The following is a 25,156-nucleotide window of genomic DNA, read 5'->3' as shown; positions in this document are numbered from 1 at the left end:
TCATTAACTACCATTTTTCCTGGCAGGCTGAATTTTCGTCGGTATTCCGCTTCATTAACTACCATTTTTCCTTGCCGGCCGGATTTTCGTCGGCATTCCGCTTCATTAAACTACCATTTTTCCCTTGCCGGTCGGATTTTCGTCGGTATTCCGCTTCATTAACTACCATTTTTCCTNCTTTATACATAAGAAAATCGTTCCTTTCTCGTATGGTGGGTTGTGGTGACTTAATTATACCAAAAAGGACGATTTTCTTCTTTTTTTGTCTTAGTATTAATGCTGATATTGATTCTTGCACCCTGTTGATTGGAGCGGAAGGGGCGAGACTCCTGCGGGAGAAGCGAGTCAGCGGGAGACCCCGCAGGTGCGAATGCACCGAGGAGGCTCCCGGACCGCCCGCGGAAAGCGAGTCCCTGGAGCGGAAATCAACAGGCCAATTTTATAGAAGAAAAAAGAGGGTGCCCGAAAGTTAGACTTTTGGGACACCCTCTTCCTCATTATTATCCTCTTAATACTGCACCGGACTTTTCCTTAACAGCGTCCAATACTTTGTCATGTGCTTTTGAGACATCTTCATCTGTTAGTGTGCGCTCTGGATCGAAGTACTTCAATGAGAAGGCAATTGACTTTTTGCCCTGCTCCATGCGCTCGCCTTCGTACAGGTCAAATACATGCACGTCTTTTAACAGCTTTCCGCCAGCATCTTTAATAATGGCCTCAAGCTCACCAGCTGCAGCCCCCTTATCAACCACAAGGGCAATATCACGTGTGATGGACGGGAATCGCGGGATTGCTTCATACTGTAATGGAGCGACTTCTGCTTCCAAAATAGCTTTCAATGATAATTCAAAAACATATGTTTCTTTTAGATCAAGCTCTTTTTCAACGGTTGGATGGACCTGGCCAACAAATCCAACAGAATTTCCTGATAGCCATACTTCTGCTGTTCTGCCTGGATGCATGCCATCCTTTTCGGATTGGCGGTATTCAACTTTATCGGAAAGCCCCAGCTTGTCGAATAATCCTTCCAAAATTCCCTTTACAACGTAAAAATCAACTGGTTTCTTTTCTCCCTGCCATGGGTGGCTTTGCCATAAACCAGTTACCGCACCAGCGAGATGCTCGCGCTCTTCTGGCAATTCCTCTTCCCCATTGGAAAGGAAGACTGCCCCTGTCTCATAAACAGCCAGGCTATCGTTCTGGCGGGCAGAGTTATATTTTAATGCCTCAAGAAGCTGTGGAACGATGCTTAAGCGAAGGAGACTGCGATCCTCACTCATTGGCATTGCCAATTGGACAGGCTTGCGTTCTTCCAAAGCATATTGTGTTGCCTTTGCTTCATTTGTCAATGAATAGGTCACTGCCTGATAAAGACCTGCGCCTTCCAGGTAGCGGCGGACCAGCCTGCGCTTTTTCTGATATTCAGTAAGATGTCCTGGTGCAGAAGCCCCAATCGGCAGGGTAGATGCCAGGTTATCGTATCCATATAAACGGCCAACTTCCTCGATTAAGTCCTCCTCAATGGTGATGTCGCCTCTGCGTGTCGGTACTGTCACCGTAATTTCCTCGTTATCAGCCGCTGTTTCAAATTGAAGGCGGGCAAAAATTTCCTCTACTTCCTTCATTGATAATGCTGTACCAAGTACACGATTAATCTTTTCTAGTGTCACAGAAACGACTGCCGGCTCAACCTGCAGAGCATCTGCTTCCACAGAGCCCTCCAGCACTTCTCCGCCTGCATATTCTGCAAGCAGTTGTGCTGCTCTTTCAGCTGCCTCCCTGACTCTGTTCGGGTCAACACCTTTTTCAAAACGGGAACTCGCTTCACTTCTTAGTCCGTGATCTTTAGATGCCTTCCTTACAGTCGCCCCTTTAAAATAAGCAGATTCGATCAGAACATTTTTAGTATCGGACTGCACTTCAGAATTTGCTCCGCCCATAACGCCAGCAAGTGCAATAGGTTCGGTGCCATTTGTTATTAAAAGATGATCAGAAGTTAACTCACGCTTAGCATCATCAAGAGTGATAATCACTTCACCGTCGTTGGCTCTGCGGACAAGTATTTGCTTTGATCCCAATCGGTCATAGTCAAAAGCATGCAGCGGCTGGCCATATTCAAGCAAAATGTAATTTGTCACGTCAACCACATTATTGTGGGGGCGAATGCCGGCTGCCATTAGCCGGGCCTGCATCCATACAGGTGATGGCCCTACTTTAACATTCTTAACCATTTTAGCCACGTATAGCGGGTTATCCTCTTTCGCATCCACTTGTACATCAATATAATCAGATGCCTTTTCAGAAGAAGTCTCCACTTTTGGCTCAGGAAGCTTTACTTCTTTCCCTAAAATGGCTGCCACTTCATAAGCAACACCCAGCATACTTAAACAGTCTGAACGATTTGGAGTCAGCCCAAGCTCAAGAACCTGGTCATCTCGATTCAGCTGCTCAATAGCATCCTGCCCAACTTCAACATCGTTAGGGAAAACATAAATGCCTTCGGAGTACTCCTTTGCAATAAGCTTGCTTTCAATGCCGAGCTCTTGCAGGGAACAAATCATACCATTTGATTCTTCACCACGGAGCTTTGCACGCTTTATTTTAAAATTGCCTGGAAGGACAGCTCCGACAGTAGCTACTGCCACCTTCTGCCCTTTATCTACATTAGGTGCCCCGCAAATGATTTGTACAGGCTCACCCGCTCCAGTATCTACCAGACATTTATTTAGCTTATCGGCATTTGGATGCTGTTCTCTTTCAAGGACATGCCCTACCACAACTCCTTTGATTCCTTCATTTAGAACCTCTACGCCTTCAACTTCAATACCGCTTTTTGTAATCTTTTCTGCTAGCTCAGCAGGAGTTACGCCTGATAGATCAACATATTCCTGGAGCCATTTATACGAAACAAACATGTAATATCCTCCTCAACCTCATCTTATTCATGAATTGAAAATTGCTTTAAGAATCGAACATCATTGGTATAGAAATGGCGAATATCATCTACACCATATTTCAGCATGGCAATTCGCTCAGGCCCCATCCCGAACGCAAAGCCAGTATATTTCTTGGAATCGAACCCTGCCATTTCGAGAACGTTTGGATGAACCATTCCGGCACCCAGGATTTCAATCCAGCCAGTTCCTTTACATACGCTGCACCCTTTACCGCCACAGATTTTACAAGAAATATCCATTTCAACAGATGGCTCTGTAAACGGGAAGAAACTTGGGCGCAGACGGATTTCCCTGTCTTCTCCGAACATTTTCTTCGCAAACACTTCAAGTGTTCCTTTAAGGTCTGTCATACGAATATTCTCATCCACGACAAGTCCTTCAATTTGCATGAACTGATGGGAGTGTGTTGCATCATCATTGTCCCGGCGATACACTTTTCCCGGACAGATGATTTTAACTGGCCCTTTGCCTTCGTGCTTTTCCATTGTTCTTGCCTGCACTGGAGAGGTATGGGTACGAAGGAGGATCTCTTCTGTAATATAGAATGAATCCTGCATATCCCGAGCAGGATGGCCTTTTGGCAGGTTCAATGCTTCAAAATTATAATAATCTTTTTCAACCTCAGGACCCTCAGCCACGGTATAGCCCATTCCAATAAACAAATCCTCAATTTCTTCAATAATGCGTGTTAATGGATGGTGGTTTCCTGTTTTTACAGGACGTCCTGGAAGAGTGACATCAATTTTTTCAGCTGCCAGCTTTTCCTGGACAGCAGCTTCTTCAAGGTGCTTTTGCTTTTCTTCAATTCCGGCAGAAATGCTGTCTCTTACTTCATTGGCAAGGGCCCCCATTTTCGGGCGCTCTTCAGCAGACAATTTTCCCATTCCCTTAAGAACTTCTGTTATCGGGCCTTTCTTTCCCAAGTAGGATACACGGATATCATTAAGTTCTTTTAAATCAGCGGCAGTGCTGATTTTTTCCAACGCTTCAGTTTGCAGTTCTTTTAAACGCTCTTGCATCTAAAAATCCTCCTTCAATTCATTCCTTTTACTTTTTTAGCCAAAATAAAAAACCTCTATCCCCATAAAGGGACGAGGTTTCGCGGTACCACCCTTTTTAACACATATATGTAAATAAAACACGTGTTCACTTCATTGGGATAACGGCAGCTGCCGGCACATCTTTACATCGAAAAGCGGAGGCGACTTGCCCAGGGGCTAGACAGTTATCAAAGTACAGAGTAAGATTTCTGTCACAACCGGGCATTTCTCTTATTTTCAATGGTCCCGATGCCAACTCAGGAGTTGAATTTTCCCTTGCAATCCCTGTAAAAATGCTTTCAGTCTATGGCACTTTCTCCCTGAAAAGGTTTTGGCAAAGTACTTATCTCCATCATCGTTTTGTTCATATAATTTTGCTGTTAATTATATTATATTCTCAAGTCTGTTTCAAACAGTTTTCATAAAAATGCTGCCCATTTTTTATTTCCTGAGGTGATAAAGCAGAATTCCGGCCGCGACCGCAACATTAAGTGATTCACTTTTCCCGAATATCGGAATATAGAGGTTAGCTGTTGTTTGAGTAAGCAGCTCCTGATTAACCCCGCTCCCTTCATTTCCAACCAGCAGGGAAAAGGAATCGATGCTTCCATATTCCGTGTATTCTCGGGCATTTTCCAATGCTGTTCCAAAAACAGGTACGTTATTTTCCTTTAACCTGTTGATCCAGTTAAACAAACTTCCTCTTAGGACTGGCAGATGAAAGTGGCTTCCCTGTGCAGAGCGGAGAACCTTTGGATTATATACATCTACACTTCCTTCTCCCACAATGACAGCATCCAATCCAGCCGCGTCAGCTGTCCGGATCATGGTGCCCAGATTGCCTGGATCCTGTACTGCATCTATCAGCAAATACCGAGTGCCTTCCAAATCCGCAGATGATTGTGCCTGTTCGCAAACAGCAATGATTCCTTGCGGGGTTTCTGTATCTGCCAGCATCCCGATGATTTCATCCGTTACCATCGTTACAGGGATATCCCCATAATCCCATCCAGAAGGCATATCCTTATTTTCACTTATAATAATTTCTAAAATGCGATTGGCTGCAAGCGCTTCTTCCACCAGATGAAAGCCTTCAACCAAAAAGGTGCCTGTTTTATCACGTTCTTTTTTGGTTAAGAGCTTTTTCCACTCTTTAATTTTAGGGTTTTTTGCAGATTGAATATGCTTCAACACTGTCTCTCCTTTTTATAGAAAAACCGCAGTCCCGGAATTTCTTTTATACAGTTTTTTCATTATATCGTATTTAAAATACATAATTAAAGCGATTTTAGAAAACATAATAACGAATTATATCTGGAAGGAGTGCAAAAAGGTGAACTTAAACCTTCGCAATGCCATTTTACACAATGTTTCAGGCAACTCTCAAGACGAACTTAAAGATACAATTGTAGATGCCATTCAAAACGGGGAAGAAAAAATGCTGCCTGGGTTAGGCGTTTTATTTGAAGTAATCTGGAAAAACTCTTCTGAGGAAGACAAGCAGGAGATGCTTCAAACATTGGAGAGCGGCCTCAAATAAATTAAGCCTAAAGGAAAAAAACTGCTCCTTGGAGAGCAGTTTTTTCATTAGCCTCTAAAAAACTCAAAACCATAATGGGCAGCAACGGCAAAAATCCCGCTCCATAATAATAGTGAAATGGTCATCCAAAGGGTGGTCCACTGTTTCTTTGCTCCAAGTCCCATTCCAATCGCAGCTGCTATATGTGTCCCGATTAAAATAGGTCCTGCCAGCGCCAGGCCTGGCAATCCATAGCGGTTCCAAATTTTCTTTCCTCTTTTGGACCTGCCAGACTCCTTCTCCTCTGTTCCTTTCTTTTTTCTTCTCCATTCCCGAAAACGTTCAAATAAAATTATCAGCAGAAAAACAGTTAAGAAATTGCCTGCGAATGAAAGCAGTGCAACAAGAAAAGGATTCAGCCCTTTGATAATGGCTAATGGAATAACTGCCGCTATTTCAATCCAAGGTATGGCCGCAAGGATAAAGACTAAGATATATTCCCAAATCATATTGTTAACCTACTCTCTGTCAGCTTTTCTAATTTCGGACCAATAGATCAGAAATTGTCCGGTTGCTAAAAACATAATAACTGCAATTGGAACGTATGGAACATCACTTAAAAAAAACAAGAACACATAAGATAATGGCAGCGCAGACCAGAAGAACATATAAACTTTCCTGCATGCCTTGTTTGTCAGCCATTGCATGCCTTCATCCTCATCTCTGAATTCTAAAGGCACAACTGTGAATAGCGATATTTTCCTTTTAGGATTCTTTTGGTTATAATTTGAAATCATTCCAGCCCATAGTGCAATAAACAGCAATACCAAAATAGCTAATATTGGAAGAATTCCCATAAAAACAGATTGTATCTTCTCTGAAAGATTCGCATTCCTGCCTAACGACATTAGAATATAAATAATCCCTGCACTCCATACAAACACGAGCGACCAAATCGGCGAACGCAATACTTTTTCACTCATTCTCCTTCTCTCCTTCCAGCCAGAATATTTCCTCTACCTGACACTCAAATTCCTTTGCAATTTTTAGTGCTAGTGCAATTGAGGGGGCATAATCCCCTTTTTCAATAAAACCGATTGTTTGCCGTGTAGCACCCACCCTTTTCGCTAACTCTCCTTGCGTAAAATTAAATCTCGCTCTTAATTCCCGCACTCGATTTAATAGCATAGCCACACCTATCTTTCCAACTATTTCTAATAATAAAGTACAATTTATTTAACATAATGTCAACTATACTTAACATTTTGTTTAAAATATTTAACATTTTTATTTGTTCATTATTTTCACGTTCCCTAGTTTATTATTTATTGGCTGCTTTTTTACATAAAAAAACTCCGGTTATCCCGGAGTTTTCCCACTATGATGCTTATTCAAATGTAATTTTATCAACTGTTTCTCTATCAAGGCGCTTAATCACTTCAGCGATAAGCTTAACTGCATTTTCGTAGTCATCACGATGAAGCATTGCTGCGTGCGAATGGATATAGCGTGTTGCAATAGTGATGGAAAGGGAAGGTACGCCATTATGGGTAACATGGATGGCACCTGAGTCTGTTCCGCCTCCCGCAATTGCATCAAACTGATATGGGATATTCAGTTCATCTGCAGTATCTGTTACCAGATCACGCAAACCTTTGTGTGAAACCATGGATGCATCATAAAGAATGATTTGCGGACCTTTGCCCATTTTGCTCATCGCTTCTTTTTCAGAGATTCCCGGCGTGTCTCCGGCAATGCCCACATCAACGCCAAATGCAATATCAGGCTCAATTTTTTGGGCAGAAGTACGGGCTCCGCGAAGTCCTACCTCTTCCTGTACTGTTCCTACACCATATACTACGTTAGGGTGATCAGCCTCTTTCAATTGCTTTAATACATCAATGGCGATTGCACAGCCAATACGGTTATCCCATGCTTTAGCCAGCAGCATTTTTTCATTGTTCATTACTGTAAATTCGAAATAAGGAACGACCATGTCTCCAGGCTTCACTCCCCATTCCTTCACTTCCTCACGGCTTGAAGCACCAATATCAATAAACATATCTTTAATTTCAACAGGCTTTTTGCGTGCTTCAGGTGATAGGATATGCGGCGGCTTTGATCCTATTACACCTGTTACATCTCCCTTCGAGGTAACGATGGTTACACGCTGTGCAAGCATTACCTGGGACCACCAGCCTCCAACAGTCTGGAAGCGGAGGAATCCTTTGTCATCAATGCTTGTTACCATGAAGCCTACTTCATCCAGGTGGCCGGCAACCATGATTTTGGGGCCGCCTTCTTTGCCGGTCTTTTTTGCAATTAAACTGCCTAGCCCATCAGTTGTTACTTCATCAGCGTATGCTGTTATGTATTTTTTCATAACCTCGCGCGGTTCGCGTTCATTGCCCGGAATCCCTTTGGCATCTGTTAACTCTTTCAGCATTGTTAATGTTTCATCTAATTTAGCCATCATTTCGACTCCCTTAATATGGATTTAATCTCATTATACAGAACATGCGATTTAATATAAAGAATTATCAGACGGAAACCCGCTCCGGCTGAAGACTGATTAGTTTTGGGCCTTTTACATTTGCCTGTTGATTTACGCTTTTGGCACAAGCTTTCCGCGGGCGGGCCCGACGCTCCTCTTTTCCTTTGATATGCTCCTCCCAAAGACATTGAATAATTATCCTCGAATAAACACCGCACGAAGAAAATGCGTATGATTTTCAAATATCCTGCACCCTTCGTTTCATTCAACTCAGTGACAAAATAAACAATGGAGCTTTAACTCAGCCCAGCTTTTAGTACCCTTCAGCCTGTCTTTTATAATTTACTTCATTTTTGTCCATATATGCCTTTTCAATTTCAGAAGGGGTAAATCCGAGCATTTCTCCAAGATTTAAATAGGCTGTAAATAGCTCTTTGTAATGATGGAGCAAACGGCTTGTCCGAAACTTGCCGATAGCTGTGTAAACAGATAAAAACTGGCCGTTTACTGATTCTTCTTTTTCTAAATCGACTGCAAATTCTTTTTCCTGGTCAAATCCGCACTCAATGCCAAGAGATAATATGAAATGTATACCGTCTACAAACTCTTCCAATACTGTTTCCTGAGGAGAAGACGGTTTAAGGCTCCAAAACTTAAAACATCTTGTTTCGTTTGCCAGCTCCCCTAGCTCTACAAGCAACGCTAATACCTTGCGCTCAAACAAATCTTCATCCTGCAATTGATGATTTGTTTCTATATGCCTATCCAATCCTTTTTGCATTTGAAATAATTGCTGATAGTTCATTTCCCACCATCCTAGATTAAGTATAAATATTATATTTCAATTCTATCTTCCAAAAAAATTATAACAAATTGATAAAAAGTTGAAACTTTTTTTAATCTCATCCGTAAAGTAATGAAAATCATATTGGAGGGCTGGTTATTATGTGGCTCCTGCGCATGCTTCTGTTTGCACTCATCCTTTTTCTCATATACTCAGCGGTAAAATATCTTTTAAATTCAAAGCGAAAGCTTGAACTTGCCCACGAACAGAAACGCTATTATTTTTGGGATGACCAGGAAAATGTCCGAAAAAATTTCCTGATTACGTATAAAGGGGTTTTATTTGAAGGCGAAAAATACCTTGGTACAACTGATAATGCTTTTGAAGTCGTTTCCATTTTTATCTGGCCCCGCAGCACTGCTGCCCTTAAAGGAATGGTTCGGGAGGATTTCCTCTTTATTGAAAATAAAATCACTGAGGCCTATCCAAATGCAAAAATTGACTGGAAAAGCCCGGTCAAAGAGTTTATGAATAAAACAGCTTCTCCAGGAGATCATTTTAAAGATCATATGTAAAAAACGTTCGGCGGCCCGAACGTTTTTTTATCCCGTATTAACGGGCAGTATAACCCCACTCCAAGATTTGAGGGGATCATAAAGGATACATGGGGGTTTAACTTCCCGTAAAAGCCCGATCATCAGAACTCAGACTAAATACGCCACGTCCTGTGGCAGCGTCTGAGTGACCCGCATCGCGCGGGCCCCAACTAATCATTAGTGGAGGATGAGGGAACTCCCCCACTAAACAAAGTTTCACTTTATGCTGCTTTAAAAAATTCCTTCCACTTTATTACAGTTACTTTTTCCCTTAAAACAAAAACTAATATAGCCAGAGAAAATAAGATCAGCAGAATCATTGATGGAGTAAACCTGCTGATGAACTCTCCAAATACGGTATAAAAGATTGCCAGAGGCAAGTTGCTGATCCAGGAATTTTTCACATAATCATTAAAATTCCTGTTTCTCTCCATCAAGCAAAAGTTAAGCAAATGATAGTGAATAAACGGAATTAGCCTTAAGACGGCTATTTGCCCGACAGTCAGATTCCGGTACTCGCCGAACCACCTCTTTTTTAACAGTGAAAGCTTTTCATGCGTTTTTGGCATTTTACTGATCATAAAATAAAAAAGAATGCTGCTCAGAATTAATCCAATAATCGAAAAAGCAGCACCGAAGAAGCTTCCAAAGAGAACTCCCCCTGTCACACAAACAAGCGGAACAGGGATAAATAAAAACTGCCTTATAATATGAAAAAAAATAAAAGCGATAGGAGCAAGAATTCCAGCAGTCTCCACAATCACAAACAGCAGCGACATTTCTTCATTCATGCATCCACCTTCTCCCAGCTGTCATTCTTGTTGTTCACTAAAGCATATGGAGAACCCTGCCCGCTTATGACAATTGAATAATAAGGTACAAGATCAGCCCTGCTTCCAGAAAAGCTAAAACAGGCAAACCCATTTTAAATTGCAGGTGTTTCGTTTTATGCCTGAATGTGTTCATTCCAAAAGCCATTCCTGCGGCGCCGCTTAAGAAAGCCACTAGCCAAAGATTCTTTTCGCTAATCCGGTATTGATTCTTTTTCGCCTTTTCTTTATCAAGTTTCATTAAGTAAAAACCAATAACATTCATTAGCAGATAAATAAAAGCAATCGTTTTAATCATGAGTTTTCTCCTTTGTATGTATTAAACCTGTAATGAGCTTAAGCGAAACGGAGGGTTCTGTCTATAAAGAAATGCCAAGCATGTTGGTTTTCATTGATTCGTAAAGTTTGTTGCTTTTCGGATGGCTAACTAAGTTTAACCAACTAAGTTGATTGCAGCGGGTAGGCAATGGCGGGAGACCCCACAGGCTAAGCCGAAGAGGTTCCTATTCCTCCCCGCGGGCCGCTGAGTGCCTGCAGCGGAAATTAACACCTAACAGAAAAAAAATAAAAAGCCATTCCCGTTTAGAGAATGGCTGTTGTATTATTACTTGCTAAGCTGCTGCTTTGCAACTGATGCTAATTCAGCAAATGCTTTTTCGTCAGCGATTGCTAATTCAGCAAGCATTTTGCGGTTAACTTCGATGCCAGCAAGCTTTAAACCATGCATTAAACGGCTGTAAGAAAGACCGTTCATGCGAGCTGCTGCGTTAATGCGAGTAACCCAAAGTTTGCGGAAGTCGCGCTTTTTCTGGCGACGGTCGCGGTATGCATACATAAGGGATTTCATAACCTGCTGGTTAGCAACTTTGTATAATGTATGTTTTGAACCGAAATAACCTTTAGCTAATTTGATGACTTTTTTACGACGTTTGCGAGTAACTGTACCGCCTTTTACACGTGGCATATTATTTCCCTCCTAATTTCGAGATATTACTTAAGATTTACTAATAAGTTACGGATGCGCTTGTAATCGCCTGAAGAAACAAGAGTTCCTTTGCGAAGCTTACGCTTTTGCTTTTGAGATTTATTAGCGAACATATGGCTTCTGTAAGCATGAGAACGCTTCAGTTTACCAGATCCTGTTCTTTTGAAACGCTTAGCAGCGCCGCGGTGAGTTTTCATTTTTGGCATTGGGAATTCCTCCTCTTACTTGTCGTTTTTCGGTGCTAAGACCATAAACATGCTTCGGCCATCCATTTTTGGATGTGATTCCACTGTTGCAACTTCATTGCAAGCTTGTGCAAATCGGATTAAAACACGCTGGCCGATTTCCTTATGCGTAATGGCACGTCCTTTGAATCGGATCGATGCTTTTACTTTATCGCCTTTTTCAAGGAATTTAATAGCATTGCGAAGCTTAGTATTAAAGTCGTGCTCCTCGATAGTCGGGCTAAGGCGAACCTCTTTAACACTAATAATCTTCTGGTTTTTGCGAGCTTCTTTTTCTTTCTTCTGCTGCTCGAATTTGAACTTTCCGTAGTCCATGATACGGGCTACCGGAGGCTTCGCATTCGGTGCAACAAGAACAAGATCAAGATTGGCACGAGAAGCAATCTCGAGTGCATCGAATTTTGATTTAATTCCTAATTGCTCGCCGTTTTGGTCAATAAGACGGACTTCGCGGGCGCGAATGCCCTCGTTTAACAACATATCTTTGCTAATAGCTGGACACCTCCAAGGTTTAATGCGAACACAACGTTTGGGTCAAGAAAAGCGCAAGCGCCTGCTGGAGATTGACAGCTTTATAAGCTGCCAGCTGCACCGGACCAAAGCTGAATCGCAAGTTATGCAACATTTCTCTTCCGTGACAGAAGCAGAACTGTTTTTTAACCAAATAAAAAAGTGCGGATGAAAACACCCACACTTACGTATATAAACAGAAAATGTTCACGTAAAACCTGCCAACTGCACTTTGCGTCAATCAGGTGAGAAGCGGGTGCTTCTTCTTTTCCTCAAACTGTATTCAATTTACCTTAGTTACTATATCACAAAGTATGTTTTCGTGTCAAACGAATAACTTTTATCACAACGAAGAAAAGCATATCAAAATAAATCACTTTTTGCAATATGGTTTTAACAATTTTTTAATGATTTAGGTGCCAGTTTTTTCAAAGTCAGCTAAACATAGTTTGTATTAGCAGATATCAACGAATTCGGCATCAAAGGCCCACAAAGAAAAGGGCCCGCACTTGTGCAGGCCTTTCTGTCATAAATTAGCGCTTAACTTCAGCTTTTAAATCAGAAATAAAATCATCGAATGAAACTGTTACGGATTTTTGCTCTCCGTACTTGCGGACATTAACAGCTTTCTCCGCTACTTCGTTGTCTCCAACAACAAGCATGTAAGGAGTTTTTTGCATTTGTGCTTCACGGATCTTGTAGCCGATTTTTTCATTGCGGTCATCAAGTTCAACACGGAAGCCCTCAGCTTGAAGCTTTTCCTGTACTTGTTTTGCATAATCAAAGTGTACATCAGGTGAAACAGGAATTACTTGGACTTGAACTGGTGCAAGCCATGTTGGGAATGCTCCCTTGTATTCTTCAATCAGGAATGCCACAAATCGTTCCATAGTGGAAACAACACCACGATGGATAACAACAGGGCGGTGCGGCTTGCCATCTTCTCCTACATAAGTTAAGTCAAAACGTTCAGGAAGCAAGAAGTCAAGCTGGACAGTAGATAATGTCTCATCCTTGCCAAGTGCAGTTTTAACCTGAACATCCAACTTCGGTCCGTAGAAAGCTGCTTCACCTTCTGCCTCAAAGTAATCCAGGCCAATTTCATCCATGGCTTCTTTCAGCATTGCCTGTGCCTTTTCCCACATCTCATCATCATCAAAATATTTCTCAGTATCCTGAGGATCTCTGTAGGAAAGCCGGAATGAATAGTCATTGATATCAAAATCTTTGTATACTTCAAGAATCAGATGAACAACGCGCTTGAACTCCTCCTTAATCTGGTCGGGACGCACAAAAATGTGGGCATCATTCAAAGTCATGCCGCGTACACGCTGAAGCCCTGATAGTGCACCAGACATCTCATAGCGATGCATAGTTCCAAGCTCCGCAATACGGATCGGCAGTTCGCGGTAGCTGTGGATCCCATTTTTGTAAATCATCATATGATGCGGGCAGTTCATTGGACGCAGTACAAGCTGCTCATTATCCATTTCCATCACAGGGAACATATCTTCCTGATAATGATCCCAGTGGCCGGAAGTTTTATAAAGGTCAACGCTGCCCATGATTGGAGTGTATACATGGCTATAGCCCAATCTTTCTTCCTTATCGACAATATAGCGCTCGATATTGCGGCGGATTGTTGCCCCTTTCGGAAGCCATAGCGGCAACCCTTGTCCAACCTTTTGCGAGTTCATGAACAGATTAAGCTCTTTGCCGATTTTACGATGATCGCGCTCTTTCGCTTCCTCCAGCAAGCGTAAATGCTCCGCAAGATCTTCTTTCTTGAAGAAAGCAGTTCCATAAATACGCTGAAGCATTTTGTTGTCGCTGTCGCCTCTCCAGTATGCACCAGCGATGCTTAATAATTTGAATTCTTTCAGCTTGCCTGTAGATGGAACGTGAACTCCGCGGCATAGGTCAAAGAATTCACCTTGCTCATAGATTGTTACTTTTTCATCTTCAGGAATGGCTTCAATCAGTTCAAGTTTATATTCATCGCCAATTTCCTTATACATTTGAACCGCTTCATTACGGCTTACTTCCTTGCGGACAACTTCAAGGTTTTCATTTATAATCTTTTTCATTTCTTTTTCAATAGCCGGAAGATCATCAGGTGACAGTGATTCTTCCAGGTCGATATCATAGTAAAACCCGCCTTCAATAACAGGCCCTACCCCAAGCTTTACATTTTTATATAAACGTTTGATCGCCTGTGCCATCAAATGCGCTGTACTATGGCGCAGAACCTCCAGTGCTTCATTGCTGCCAGGCGTAACAATTTCAATAGCCCCATCTTTTTCAATTGGACGGCGAAGATCATACATTTCTCCATCAAGCTTTCCGGCAATTGCCTTTTTCTTAAGGCCCGGGCTGATCGAAGCTGCAATTTCTTCTGTTGTCGTTCCCTTTGGAAACTCCTTTACAGCACCATCTGGAAACGAAACTTTAACAACTTCTGACATGATATTTCCTCCTTATTTATAAAGTGAAACTTCAAACAGGAGTGATTTTCTCCTGATTGTTTGCTGCTCTAATCGGGTCTTACGGGCAGTTTCCCCCCCTATATTTTCTGGTCCAGTGGAACCAGCTTGAATAGGAATTTTACTTCCTGTAATAAAAATAAAAAAACCCGCCCCTAAAAAGGGACGAGTTATAATTAACACGTGGTTCCACCCTACTTCTCATTTTCCGTCAAATGAAAAATGACTCTGTAGTAAGATAACGGTCTTTTCCCGCCAGCCCATTTCCTGACTGGAGTTCAGAGGCGGTAAGCATTCGAATCGTGTTAGGAAGGTTTCAGCCTTGCCTTCCCTCTCTTTGAACCGTATAAGAATACCCTTATCCTCATCACAACTTTTGCTTGATTATCATAATATGTACGTTATTATAGTTTGTTACTTCAGGAAAATCAAGGGTATCTTTTACATTTTTTCATCAGCTGCATAAGGATAGGTTCGTTTATTTTCGTAAAAGGCTGAAATGGAGTGAAGCATAAGCCTTTCTTCGAATATATTTCGAATTGTCCTAACCAATGGCTGTTCATAATCATCCGAATAAAGGTGAATGCAGGCTGGTGCTATGGAAAGAAGCGGTGCAATCGTGCCGGAATCTACATATACAGGATGATTGGATAAAAGCTTCCTGTCAATCATCCTTAGCAGCTCCCCGCGCTTAATTTCATAAAACTGTTCATCAAAAAAAGCAATGCCCTCATCCATAAGAAGATGAATTGTATCAAGCTTAGCCTGCCTGCCAGATAAAAAATCTCTTAATGTCTGAATAAACATCTGATATTCCTGCTCCATTTTATACTCATCGATAGACACTTCCACATATTTTGCCATTTGATCCATCAGGGGACGCATCCGAAACTTTACAAAGGAATCAAAAGAAAACGATATATGATCCTGAAAGAGCTGGTCAATTGCGCTTTTCAAACTTTCCCTAACATCAAGGCCGCTGACAAATGCAGCAAGATCCTCTCGGTTTCCTTCTAGAATGGAATGGATAATTTCAAGAATCTGCTGCTGTTCACCTTCATCCTCATAATAATAATTTTCTATTAAAATTCTTCTGAACCAATCATCCTGCTTGCGGTTCACAATAAACTGGCAAAATACTTCTTTAACAGACTCAAAATCTTTTTGATTATGATCAATAAAGATTTTTACTATATGTTGATCTTCAAATTGAAGAGTTTTTTTATCCGTTTGGTTAGAAGACTGCAGCCGATCATGAAGATGTTTATGAAAATTCCTCGCATCTGCGCTGCTTTGGAATATGATTTCGATCAACCAAATCCCTCCTTTATACAAATCTCTGTTCTATGTATATGGGGGACTTGGCCAAATTAGAAGTAAGGTTTTAAGAAATGCGGAGGCGCCCTTCGGAGCAAGCCAAAAGCCGCTTGCTCCTGCTAAGCTTATGCAAAAAAAGTTTTCCATGGTGCGCATCGACAGAGCTTGGCGGACTGAGCCCCATAGGATATGAGGCACTCAGACGTTGCTGGGCAAAGCGCGGAGGAGCTGGACTGTTGTCAAAGTTCACCGTTAGTTTCTTCTAAAAATAATCAAAAAGCTGCCGGTCGTTTCAGCGGCAGCTTCATTGCTATACTCTCCTGTTCGGACCTTCCACAAGCACCGGTTCAGCAAGATATTTAATGCGTTCCATTATTCTTCTTGCTTTCATCTTTTCTTCCTCGCCCCGCTGGCTATAAGATAAATGATGTTCGAGTCCTTGAAAGTCGAAATTAGAGGTAAAAAAGGTTGGCAGGCTTTCCTGCATACGGAATTGCAGAATTGGGCCTAAAATCTCGTCCCTTGTCCAGCTGGACATCGTTTCGGCACCTATATCATCAAACATTAAGACAGGTGCCTTTTTGATTGTTTCAATCTTGCTGTTTAATGTTTGGTCGCCAATTGAATTTTTTAATTCCCTGAAAAGCTCAGGAACGTACACAATCATGGAAGACACTTTTTTGCTTGCCAGCTTATTGGCTATGGCACCAAGCAAATACGATTTCCCCACGCCGAATTTGCCGTAAAAATATATCCCCTTTTGTTTTGAACCAGGCTGATAATCCATTACGAAGGAGGCAGCTTTGTCAACTGCCATGATCCGGTCGTCATCATCATATAACGAGTCAAATGTGGCATGCAGGATATCACTTGGGACGTATAAGCTCTGGATAAGCTTTTCATTTTTGCGTTTTTCGTCATGCATTACCTTTCTTGGACACTTGTCATACTTCAAATCAATGGTTCCCCTTTGAATGACAAGTTCAGGATGGTACCCCTGCATAAAATTGACACAGCCCTCCAGGCTTGGGCATTTGCTGCATTCCTTGCTTTGCTGGGTATATTCAAATAACTTGATCAGGCTTTTTTCAATCATTTCAGATGTCACTTCATCTTGATGGTCACGTAAAAAAGCCTTTACCTCCGGATGATTAAGCGTTTGATTTCGCATCATTTCATATCTTTTCTGAAAGCCTTCATTGCCCGCAAGACGCCTAAGGGTTTCATTGATTTTCTCCATCAGTCAGTCACCTCCTGTGATCGAAGTTTTTTTAGCTTTTCTTTAAGCTCTCTTTTTTTCAGTTCAAGTTCATCCTGATCCTTTTCATCCTTACGCGGCTGAGTCTCTGGCTTTTTACTGTCTATGCCGTTCTTCTCATCAAACCAGTCTGGCAGCATCTCTGTCCGGATTGGCTGCTTTCTCGTCCCTTTCGCAGTGGCTGTTTTCTTCCCTTCTGCCCAATCAAGGTATTGGCGATGTTCTTTTTTAGCCAGAAGCATGGCCTCCTGGGGAGTTTTGATTTTTTTTCTCGCCCAGTGTCCTGCTATTTTTTCTACATAGCCCTTGGTCAGTTTCATATCTGTTTTAAGCATAACATACTGAATAAGTACATTGATTACCCCTGGAAGAAGCTTTTGCTGGAACATGACATCTTCAATAATTTTCAAGTCGCTTTTGGATGGCTCTGCTCCTCCTGATATGTCTTTTAAAAGCTGCCTTGGGGAAGTTAGTTCCAAATAACGGATTAGCTCCTCTTCTTGCGTTTTAGGCTCTTTTTTATGAGTTTGGTGAGCAGTAGGCTGCACCCGGTCAATTAGAGATGGCAGCTGATCCTGGTTTTGAAATTGATACCAATCGCGTGCAGACTTTCTTAACTCTTCAATATTTATCTCATTATCTTCATTTACAGCGCTTATGACTATATTCTTCATTTGAATAGGATCAATTCCATACAAAAAGGCAAGATTGCTGATGGATTCCTTCACTTTAACTGTTAGAGCCCTTTTCGGAACAAGCGATTCAGTCAGCCCTGCCTGAAGCAATTCAAAGTCGAAAGCTTCATTTGCGATTTTTATTCCTTCCTGCTCTTGTCTTCCTATATACCCCTGCCCATCTGATTCACTCATGAGCTGATCCATTTCCTCGTTAATCTCAAAAGAGCCTGGATGGCCTGATTGATATACATCCTGAAAAGCTTTAGTCACTTCTTGATATCCTGCCTTCGGCTGTACCTTTTGATCCGAGAAGAATCGCTTCAGTCTCATAAATTGATTTTTTCCCAATTTCTTATAGAGATAAATATTCAGCATTCCATCAAGGAAAAATTGCTCAGGTGTTAAAGGAGGTAGAAGTTCATAAATAAAAGATCGAGTATCTTCCTCTTTGTTGACATAAACCTTTAAAAGCCCGATCCCCTCCAGTTTTAGGCGAGCCTCATAAATTTCTTTTAGCCCTAACCCCATGAAATTCATTAAGCTATGGTGGGAATTGGAAGAAGACCATAGCCTGTTTTCCTCCAGTTCGGCCCATAGCGTCATATATAAACTGAAACAAGCTGAACCGATAAGAGGCTGGTACAGCATAGTCAGCACCTTTCGGTCATATTCATGTAAAAGCCCGCTGGCGGCTACTGTATATCTGTCAATCGGAAGCATCTCTTGCCAATGCTGGGCCATAGCGTTCACCTTTTCCTGTCAAATTTGTCTTGAATGTCTCCTGGAATTATGATTTCCATCGTCTGTCTAATGACTCCCATTTATCACTGGACATGTGGGTTTGCTGTTAATTTATTGATTACTGCCTTTATTCTCCAGCCGGAGGGGCTTTTGTCTTTATTCTCCCTGATCAGCTCCCATTTTTCTCTTGCTGGCTGGATTTTCGTCGGTATTCCGCTCATTAACTACCATTTTTCCTGGCAGGCTGAATTTTCGTCGGTATTCCGCTTCATTAACTACCATTTTTCCTTGCCGGTCGGATTTTCGTTGTTACTCCACCTTAAGTCTAGTCGATTTTCGTCATTTAAATAAAGCCCTCTAACTCTCCTGCCAGCATATATACAGCAAAAAAAGAGCCAAAGAGAATCCTTCAGCCCTCATTCTTATTTACCGTGAATCAGGGGCAGATCCATTTATGCCTGATTCATATTATGATTGTTCTTTTTTAATTAATTCTTTAAGCTCATCAATGAAAACATTAATGTCTTTGAATTGTCTATAGACAGATGCGAAACGCACGTATGCTACATCATCAACTTTTGCAAGCCTGTCCATGACCATTTCGCCGATTTCATCACTTTTTATTTCAGAAACCCCGTTGCTTCGAAGCTCTTTTTCCACTTCAAAGGTAATGTCTTCAAGATCCTTTAGGGCAACTGGCCTTTTTTCGCATGCTTTAATTAGCCCGCGCAGAATTTTTTCGCGGCTGAACTCTTCTCTTGTACCTTCTTTTTTTACCACTATAAGAGGAATTTCCTCAACTTTTTCAAATGTTGTAAACCGGTATCCGCACTTTTCACATTCCCTTCTGCGGCGGATCGATCTGCTATCATCGACAGGACGGGAATCGAGAACGCGGGTATTATTATTTTGGCACGAAGGGCATCTCATACAATCAGCTCCGAATCCTTTTTTAGATAAGCTCTTTTCTCATAAACTGTTGTTTTACTTATAATTTCTACCCGTTAATTTCAGCACGGGGCACTCTAGCTTTCCCGCGGGAAGGAATGGGAGCCTCCTCGGCTTCGCCTGCGGGGTCCCACTTCCCTCACTTCCCGCAGAACGTTGGAAAAACATCCTTTAATATACACCTCGTCGTAAGAAAATGCGAATGCATTTTCGAGGAGTCAAGTGCCTTCCGCTGCAATCAACTCAGTTGGCTATACTGGGGTTGCAATTGAAAAGCAACAAACTTTACGAAAACAGCCTTTAGATATTTAGATGGCTATAGTAATTTGCCTTGCATATTGGAAGTATTAACTTTAGCCATATAGGTTCCTCTTCCGATATTCTTATTACTATTATCTTATAAAAAAGGGGGGAACAGTACAAGTAGAACTATCTATTAGCATTTCGTGCCGAACCAAGAAAATCATGTTTTTTACTAAGCTTTTCATAAATAGAAAGCACTTCTTTCTTAAGGCTTGGGAGGGTGCCTGCTAAGGATGATTGCTCGGTCGAAATATTAATATCCACCGCCGTTTCAAATGGCTTAACAGTAACAACCGTTACAATGGCAAAGAACGTTTTGTCTTTTTTTATCTCTGCTGCAATCTCGCCATGCTCTGCCGAAGTGCTGATAATGTGTACATTTCGGTCGGCTTTGAAAATCTCTTCAATAGATTGAATCATTTGTGCAGTGTTCGTTCTATAATATCTTGTTGCCAGTTCAGGATCAGAATGATTTTCGTTTGTCTCACACTGTTTTTTATATCGATTGGCAAGCTTCCGAAAAATGGACATCCTCTTTCCTCCATTATTTTTTATGTATTCTTATTGTACTATTTTTTGCAGTGAAACCCTACTAGAGTAATTTTACGCAAAATAAAAAGAGGTGCAATCAATACACCTCTGGATTTGCCGATTATCATTCAGTTATTAAAGTACTTGAGCTTGCTTAACTTGAACTGGACCCATACCGCGAGGAATCTCAATATTCTCACGCGTTTGAGCGCCTAACGATTCTGCAATAAAGTCTGCAGCAATGTTAGGGTCAAGATCTCCACACGTATATACATCAATGCTGGCATAGCCATGCTCCGGGAAGCTGTGAATAGTTAAATGAGATTCAGAGATAATAACAACACCGCTAACACCCTGAGGCGCAAACTTATGAAATGCCACCTCGCGAATTTCAGCACCTGATTTTAATGCTGCATTTACGAATGTCTGTTCAATAAAATCCATATTATTTAACTTTTCAAAATCGCATCCCCAAAGTTCTGAGATTACGTGACGACCCATAGTTTCCATATTCAAATTTCCCCCTTTTAAACTTTTATGAAGCTATTAATTAATGAAATTCCAGATTTATACTGGTCTATAACTACCACGGGGGAAAGTTAGTCCAGAGAGGTCCTAACCCTTTAAGTAGCTACCGTACCAAAACTCGGAGAAGTTCACGAGGATTAGTATACTTCGTTTGTTTTCTTTTTGCAACACATTGTTCTACATTTTTTTATCAAATTTATTATATGGGTCTGTCCAGCAGCTGTGCAAAATTTTGTTCTTTTTTATATGTTTCAGCACAGGAAAAGCCTGCCGGGGAACGGCAGGCTAAAGGGTATGGGTATGTTTTATTTTAGAGAGATTGCTAGAGTTTAGCCTACTTTTACTGCTGACAATTGGAAAAGTTCCTGGGCTACATATTTTGTTAAGTCTACTACACGGCATGAATAGCCCCACTCATTATCGTACCATGCTAAGACTTTTACTTTATTTGTGCCAATTACCATTGTGGAAAGACCATCAATAATGGCTGAATGCTCATTTGTATTGAAGTCAATCGATACTAAAGGTTCATCTGTAATATCCAGAATTCCATTCAACGAACCTTGTGAAGCCGTTTCAAAAGCAGAGTTGATTTCTTCAATTGTAACCTCGCGCTTAAGATCGACGACTAAGTCAACTAAAGAAACATTCGGTGTCGGAACACGCAATGCCATTCCATGCAACTTGCCTTTTAACTGGGGCAGTACAAGGGATAAAGCTTTGGCAGCCCCTGTTGAAGTCGGGATAATTGACTGTCCGCAAGCACGTGCACGCCGAAGATCCTTGTGCGGGTTATCAATATTTTTTTGGTCATTTGTATATGCATGAACTGTTGTCATAAGCCCATTTTCAATGCCAAACTGATCATCAAGAACTTTTGCAACAGGTGCCAGGCAGTTTGTTGTACAAGAAGCATTTGAAATGACATCATGTTCATCAATATTTAATGCGCTTTCATTTACGCCCATAACAATCGTCACATCTTCATTTTTGCCAGGTGCAGTAAGAATAACCTTTTTAGCTCCTGCTTCAAGATGTAGACTTGCTTTATCGCGTGAATTGAATTTGCCTGTTGCTTCAATAACGATATCGATATTCATTTCTTTCCAAGGAAGCTCCTCTGGATTGCGGTTGCTGACAAGCTGAACTCTTTTGCCGTTCACCACAATCGCACTGTCTTCCGGAATCACGCTTCCGTCGAATTGTCCATGGTTGGTATCATATTTTATTAGATGAGCCAATGTTTCAGCAGGATAACTTGCATTTATGGCAACAACTTCAAGATTCTCTTCCAGGATGGCTTTTCTAAAAACCATTCGTCCAATTCTTCCAAAACCGTTAATCGCTATTCTCGCCTTCATGTTACGGCCCCTTCCGCATTAGTGTTATACTTTTTATTACCCTAAGATGCTATTAGTATAACATATTAATGGTTATTTGTGATGATTAAAATGTGGATTTTTTAATGTTTAACAATTCAGAAATGTTGCTAACTAAAAAAGCTTATAAATGCCCATTCATTTGTGTTGCTGCAGAAACTTTATTTTTTATTTTGTCATACTAATTGGGCAAATGAAAAAGGCTCTTTTCTCCTAAATTGTTGTTTTAGCGTATGAATGATGCCCGTTGATTTCAGCACGGGGCATTCAAGCTTTCCCACGAGGCTACCGAGGCTACCGACGCTCCTGAGTCTGCGGGTTCTCCCTTGGTATGCTACTCCCGCAGGACGTTTAATAAACTTCCTCAAATGAACCCCACGTCGTAAGAAAATGCGATAGCATTTTCGCGGGATTAGCGCCTTCCGCTCCAATCAACTCAGTGGTTAAACTAAGTTAGCCCCTCGCAAGCAACAAACTTAACGAAAAAAAACCTAAACAAAAAAGAGCCCTTTTTAGGCCCTTAAACAGCATTCCATTTTTTTAAAATACTCCACAATTGTTTCTCGGTTTCTTCCAAACTCCCATTATTATCAATGACAGCATCCGCCAGAGGCTTTTTATCCTTTAAAGGCATCTGAGACTTGATCCTTGCCATCGCTTCTTCTCTTGAAAGCTGATTTCTGGCCATAAGCCGCTTCAGCTGTGTCTCTTCATCAACATAGACTAATAATGTCTTATCAGCCATATAGGTTAACTTGCTTTCAAATAAAAGCGGAATATCAAGCATCACCACTTTTTCACCATTTTCGATTGCTTTTTCTTTCTTTGCAGTCATCCTTTTTCGGACGGCTGGATGGACAATACTATTTAGCTTTAGCCGCTCTTTTTCGTTGTGGAAGATGATGGACCCAAGTTTAGCACGATCGATTGAGCCATCCTCAAGCAGGATATCGCCCCCAAAGTGCCGGACAATTTCCTGATAGGCTTCCTCTCCTTTTTCAACCGCCAATCTCGCTTCCACATCTGCATCAATTACACTGATTCCTTTTTCAATTAAGATGGCTGAAACGGTGCTTTTGCCGCTTGCGATGCCACCTGTCAATCCAACGGTCAATGACATAGCTTGTTCCTTTCATGGCCTATTTAAATTTTCCAAAGGCCGATTATAATTAATATGATTCCGGGGATAAATGAGAATTTATGGACCCAGCCGCTTTTTGAAAAAAGGGATCCAACCTGCATTCCCATAAACACAAACAAAGAACTCATTAATGCTACTGTCAAAGCCAAGTAATATGGAGAATACCCCAGCATAGCTGCACCAATTCCGGCTCCAAATGCATCCAGTGATAAAGCAATCCCCAGCATAAGCGCTTCTACACCAGTAATAGTGCCTGATTTATCAAAGTCGGCAGACATAGGCTTTTTCAGGATATTAATAACGAGCCCAAGTGATTTAATTTCAAAGTTTATAATTGTTTTTTCATGAGGCAGGGCATCCTTAATTCTTTCGGGCCGGAAGAATTGGTAAAGCACCCATACTCCCAGCAAAATAAGAATGATGCCTCCTAAACTTTCAGCAAGGGCAGGTGATAAAAAGGCCTCTATGAGATGGCCGATCGTCATCGCACCCATTAAAGTAATAGCTGAACAGCAAGCGATTATGCTTATCGATTTAAATGGTATTTTCATTTTCCTTAAACCATAAGTTAAACCGACACTAAAACTGTCAAGACTGACAGCAAAAGCAAGTATTAAAAGTGAGAACGCATGCACCATTTGATTAGAGCTCCTTCCTGTCAATCGCTACGATAGTATATGGAAGAAGCCCATCCAATGTTATTAGAAAAGTGCAGGCATCCTGTTCAAGGTACGCTTGCTAAAAAACCACTGGTGTCCCAAGCCAAGTGCTGCCGCCTCTTGATGATGCGATGTTATGCCGCAGAATTATACCTTGAGGAACTGGCTAATTGTTCATTTTTTTACTTTTGGCAAGTGGGACAATAGACCGTGCCTCGTCCTCCTGTGACAATCCTTTCAAGTGTATTGCCGCAGACTTTGCATTCTTCTCCTTTTCGGCCATATACATATAGCTCCAGCTGGAACATGCCAATTTGCCCTTGGGAATTTACATAGGAGCGAATCGTGCTGCCTCCTTTTTCAACTGCTTCTTTAAGAGTTTCGGAAATTTCCTTATGGAGCAATTCCATTTCCGCCCCAGATAAGCTATTTGCCGGTCTTTCCGGATGGATACGGGAACGGAATAATGCCTCATCGACATAAATATTTCCAAGTCCGACAATTGTCTTCTGATCCAGAAGCGCTGTTTTAATATTGCGAGCAGTCCGTCCAAGCCTAGCTGAAAGCTCGTCCACTGTAAATTCTTCGGCAAATGGCTCAGGTCCCAGATGGGCAAGCGGGAGCGTGCTAAGTTCTTCGCCTTTTGTAAACAGGTGCATTGTTCCGAATTTACGGACGTCTTTATACCTCAGCTCGGTCCCATCCATAAAATGAAAAATGACATGCGTATGTTTTTCAACGGGCTCGTCCTTCGAAAATACCCCGTATCTTCCTTCCATCCTTAGGTGGGATACAAGGGCATAATCATCTGTATAAAGAATCAGGAATTTGCCTCTCCTGCCAATATCCCTAAATGTCTGACCGGCTAAAGCATCCTGAAATTGAGAAACCTCATCCGGATGCTTTACCATTTTAGGCCAGAAGACAGAAACATGACTAATCGTCTTATTAACAACTAATTCCTGCAGCGTTCTTCTGACTGTTTCAACCTCAGGAAGCTCTGGCATATAAATCCCTCCTTTGTAAGCACGGTAACATAAATAATATTATTCATAATTTAAAAATGAATGGAATGGCCTTTGGAGACTATTCTTCTTGCATCTTAGTGATTTCGGGTGTTATAAACGATTCATGACGACCTTTTGTTCTGCAACCTGCTGGTTTCGGGCGCCATCAACGATTCATGGCGACCTTTTTTCCTGCAATCCGCTGGTTTCGGGCGCCATCAACG

General features: G+C 41.6%; 28 protein-coding genes and 3 other annotated features. Of the genes, 2 read left to right on the top strand and 26 right to left on the bottom strand.

All coding sequences use genetic code 11. The features are described 5' to 3' along the window. Nucleotides 1–500: 500 nt before the first annotated feature. The 3 genes from pheT to L634_RS0122265 form a co-directional block, all read right to left on the bottom strand. Complete coding sequence (pheT, locus tag L634_RS0122275; protein WP_026584356.1) at nt 501–2,915, bottom strand: phenylalanine--tRNA ligase subunit beta; 2,415 nt, start codon at nt 2,913–2,915, stop codon at nt 501–503. A gap of 23 nt (nt 2,916–2,938) precedes the next feature. Beyond that, nucleotides 2,939–3,976, bottom strand: coding sequence for a phenylalanine--tRNA ligase subunit alpha (pheS, locus tag L634_RS0122270; RefSeq protein WP_026584355.1), 1,038 nt, complete (start codon nt 3,974–3,976; stop codon nt 2,939–2,941). A 65-nt stretch (nt 3,977–4,041) separates the two neighbouring features. After that, nucleotides 4,042–4,362 (bottom strand) — a binding site (T-box leader). Between the two features lie 76 nt (nt 4,363–4,438). Beyond that, nucleotides 4,439–5,188: a TrmH family RNA methyltransferase gene (locus L634_RS0122265; protein ID WP_026584354.1), complete on the bottom strand. Its 750-nt coding sequence runs from the start codon at nt 5,186–5,188 to the stop codon at nt 4,439–4,441. A gap of 142 nt (nt 5,189–5,330) precedes the next feature. Here L634_RS0122265 and sspI point away from each other — a divergent pair, with 142 nt between their 5' ends. After that, nucleotides 5,331–5,537 (top strand): small acid-soluble spore protein SspI, encoded by a 207-nt coding sequence (gene sspI, locus L634_RS0122260; protein WP_026584353.1) that lies wholly within the window; start codon nt 5,331–5,333, stop codon nt 5,535–5,537. A 47-nt stretch (nt 5,538–5,584) separates the two neighbouring features. Here the strand turns inward: sspI and L634_RS0122255 are convergent, their stop codons facing one another. The 5 genes from L634_RS0122255 to L634_RS0122230 all read right to left on the bottom strand — a co-directional run bounded on the left by L634_RS0122255 (nt 5,585) and on the right by L634_RS0122230 (nt 8,815). After that, nucleotides 5,585–6,025 carry a small multi-drug export protein gene (locus tag L634_RS0122255; protein WP_026584352.1) on the bottom strand — a complete coding sequence of 147 codons (441 nt, stop codon included), beginning with the start codon at nt 6,023–6,025 and terminating at the stop codon, nt 5,585–5,587. A gap of 9 nt (nt 6,026–6,034) precedes the next feature. Then, entirely contained in the window at nt 6,035–6,499 is a 465-nt protein-coding gene (locus L634_RS32300) for a hypothetical protein (RefSeq protein WP_051428391.1), read from the bottom strand. Beyond that, complete coding sequence (locus tag L634_RS0122245) at nt 6,492–6,704, bottom strand: helix-turn-helix transcriptional regulator (RefSeq protein ID WP_026584351.1); 213 nt, start codon at nt 6,702–6,704, stop codon at nt 6,492–6,494. The genes L634_RS32300 and L634_RS0122245 overlap by 8 nt, the downstream gene beginning before the upstream one ends. A 199-nt stretch (nt 6,705–6,903) precedes the next feature. Then, the gene (locus L634_RS0122240) at nt 6,904–7,989 is read right to left on the bottom strand and encodes a M42 family metallopeptidase (RefSeq protein ID WP_026584350.1); all 1,086 of its coding nucleotides are present in this window, start codon (nt 7,987–7,989) and stop codon (nt 6,904–6,906) included. A gap of 334 nt (nt 7,990–8,323) precedes the next feature. Then, nucleotides 8,324–8,815, bottom strand: a complete 492-nt coding sequence (locus tag L634_RS0122230) for a dUTP diphosphatase (protein ID WP_026584348.1) — start codon at nt 8,813–8,815, stop codon at nt 8,324–8,326. Nucleotides 8,816–8,955: 140 nt separating this feature from the next. On the opposite strand from L634_RS0122230, the gene L634_RS0122225 reads away from it, so the two are divergent. Then, nucleotides 8,956–9,369: a hypothetical protein gene (locus L634_RS0122225; RefSeq protein ID WP_026584347.1), complete on the top strand. Its 414-nt coding sequence runs from the start codon at nt 8,956–8,958 to the stop codon at nt 9,367–9,369. A 242-nt stretch (nt 9,370–9,611) separates the two neighbouring features. Here the strand turns inward: L634_RS0122225 and L634_RS0122220 are convergent, their stop codons facing one another. From L634_RS0122220 to mutM, 18 genes are all read right to left on the bottom strand, one after another. After that, nucleotides 9,612–10,181: a TVP38/TMEM64 family protein gene (locus L634_RS0122220; RefSeq protein WP_026584346.1), complete on the bottom strand. Its 570-nt coding sequence runs from the start codon at nt 10,179–10,181 to the stop codon at nt 9,612–9,614. Between the two features lie 64 nt (nt 10,182–10,245). Continuing rightward, nucleotides 10,246–10,518, bottom strand: a complete 273-nt coding sequence (locus L634_RS0122215; protein ID WP_026584345.1) for a DUF1294 domain-containing protein — start codon at nt 10,516–10,518, stop codon at nt 10,246–10,248. Nucleotides 10,519–10,824: 306 nt separating this feature from the next. Next, nucleotides 10,825–11,184, bottom strand: coding sequence for a 50S ribosomal protein L20 (gene rplT, locus L634_RS0122210; RefSeq protein ID WP_009333214.1), 360 nt, complete (start codon nt 11,182–11,184; stop codon nt 10,825–10,827). 26 nt (nt 11,185–11,210) lie between these two features. Beyond that, on the bottom strand, nt 11,211–11,411 hold the full coding sequence (gene rpmI, locus L634_RS0122205; RefSeq protein WP_009333215.1) for a 50S ribosomal protein L35: 201 nt from the start codon (nt 11,409–11,411) through the stop codon (nt 11,211–11,213). Between the two features lie 15 nt (nt 11,412–11,426). Continuing rightward, nucleotides 11,427–11,930 (bottom strand): translation initiation factor IF-3, encoded by a 504-nt coding sequence (gene infC / locus L634_RS0122200; protein ID WP_026584344.1) that lies wholly within the window; start codon nt 11,928–11,930, stop codon nt 11,427–11,429. Nucleotides 11,931–12,110: 180 nt separating this feature from the next. Beyond that, nucleotides 12,111–12,234: a sequence feature (ribosomal protein L20 leader region), on the bottom strand. Between the two features lie 259 nt (nt 12,235–12,493). After that, complete coding sequence (thrS, locus tag L634_RS0122190) at nt 12,494–14,425, bottom strand: threonine--tRNA ligase (RefSeq protein WP_026584343.1); 1,932 nt, start codon at nt 14,423–14,425, stop codon at nt 12,494–12,496. Between the two features lie 12 nt (nt 14,426–14,437). Continuing rightward, a complete protein-coding gene (locus tag L634_RS0122185) occupies nt 14,438–14,626 on the bottom strand; it encodes a hypothetical protein (RefSeq protein ID WP_026584342.1) in 189 nt (62 codons plus the stop codon). Beyond that, nucleotides 14,602–14,823 (bottom strand) — a binding site (T-box leader). It overlaps the preceding gene by 25 nt. 61 nt (nt 14,824–14,884) lie before the next feature. After that, nucleotides 14,885–15,757: a putative sporulation protein YtxC gene (ytxC, locus tag L634_RS0122180; protein WP_026584341.1), complete on the bottom strand. Its 873-nt coding sequence runs from the start codon at nt 15,755–15,757 to the stop codon at nt 14,885–14,887. A gap of 313 nt (nt 15,758–16,070) precedes the next feature. Beyond that, nucleotides 16,071–17,000, bottom strand: a complete 930-nt coding sequence (gene dnaI / locus L634_RS0122175) for a primosomal protein DnaI (protein WP_026584340.1) — start codon at nt 16,998–17,000, stop codon at nt 16,071–16,073. Beyond that, nucleotides 17,000–18,436: a replication initiation and membrane attachment family protein gene (locus tag L634_RS0122170; protein WP_026584339.1), complete on the bottom strand. Its 1,437-nt coding sequence runs from the start codon at nt 18,434–18,436 to the stop codon at nt 17,000–17,002. Before L634_RS0122170 ends, dnaI begins: the two co-directional genes overlap by 1 nt. Nucleotides 18,437–18,519: 83 nt before the next feature. Next, on the bottom strand, nt 18,520–18,657 hold the full coding sequence (locus L634_RS33550) for a hypothetical protein (RefSeq protein ID WP_157452441.1): 138 nt from the start codon (nt 18,655–18,657) through the stop codon (nt 18,520–18,522). Nucleotides 18,658–18,904: 247 nt separating this feature from the next. Beyond that, nucleotides 18,905–19,366: a transcriptional regulator NrdR gene (gene nrdR / locus L634_RS0122160; RefSeq protein ID WP_026584338.1), complete on the bottom strand. Its 462-nt coding sequence runs from the start codon at nt 19,364–19,366 to the stop codon at nt 18,905–18,907. Between the two features lie 447 nt (nt 19,367–19,813). After that, nucleotides 19,814–20,218, bottom strand: coding sequence for a hypothetical protein (locus L634_RS0122155; protein ID WP_026584337.1), 405 nt, complete (start codon nt 20,216–20,218; stop codon nt 19,814–19,816). Nucleotides 20,219–20,353: 135 nt separating this feature from the next. Further along, nucleotides 20,354–20,728 (bottom strand): adenosylmethionine decarboxylase, encoded by a 375-nt coding sequence (gene speD, locus L634_RS0122150; protein ID WP_026584336.1) that lies wholly within the window; start codon nt 20,726–20,728, stop codon nt 20,354–20,356. 347 nt (nt 20,729–21,075) lie between these two features. Next, entirely contained in the window at nt 21,076–22,107 is a 1,032-nt protein-coding gene (locus L634_RS0122145; protein WP_026584335.1) for a glyceraldehyde-3-phosphate dehydrogenase, read from the bottom strand. Between the two features lie 538 nt (nt 22,108–22,645). After that, on the bottom strand, nt 22,646–23,245 hold the full coding sequence (gene coaE / locus L634_RS0122140; RefSeq protein ID WP_026584334.1) for a dephospho-CoA kinase: 600 nt from the start codon (nt 23,243–23,245) through the stop codon (nt 22,646–22,648). Nucleotides 23,246–23,268: 23 nt separating this feature from the next. Continuing rightward, entirely contained in the window at nt 23,269–23,904 is a 636-nt protein-coding gene (gene ytaF, locus L634_RS0122135) for a sporulation membrane protein YtaF (protein ID WP_026584333.1), read from the bottom strand. Nucleotides 23,905–24,107: 203 nt separating this feature from the next. Continuing rightward, nucleotides 24,108–24,932 carry a DNA-formamidopyrimidine glycosylase gene (mutM, locus tag L634_RS0122130; RefSeq protein ID WP_026584332.1) on the bottom strand — a complete coding sequence of 275 codons (825 nt, stop codon included), beginning with the start codon at nt 24,930–24,932 and terminating at the stop codon, nt 24,108–24,110. Nucleotides 24,933–25,156: the final 224 nt, after the last annotated feature.

This window comes from Bacillus sp. J33 (genome assembly GCF_000518885.1).
Classification (GTDB): domain Bacteria; phylum Bacillota; class Bacilli; order Bacillales; family Cytobacillaceae; genus Cytobacillus.
The sequence above is the reverse complement of the archived record's forward strand: the minus strand, read 5'-3'. Positions and strand labels throughout refer to the sequence as shown.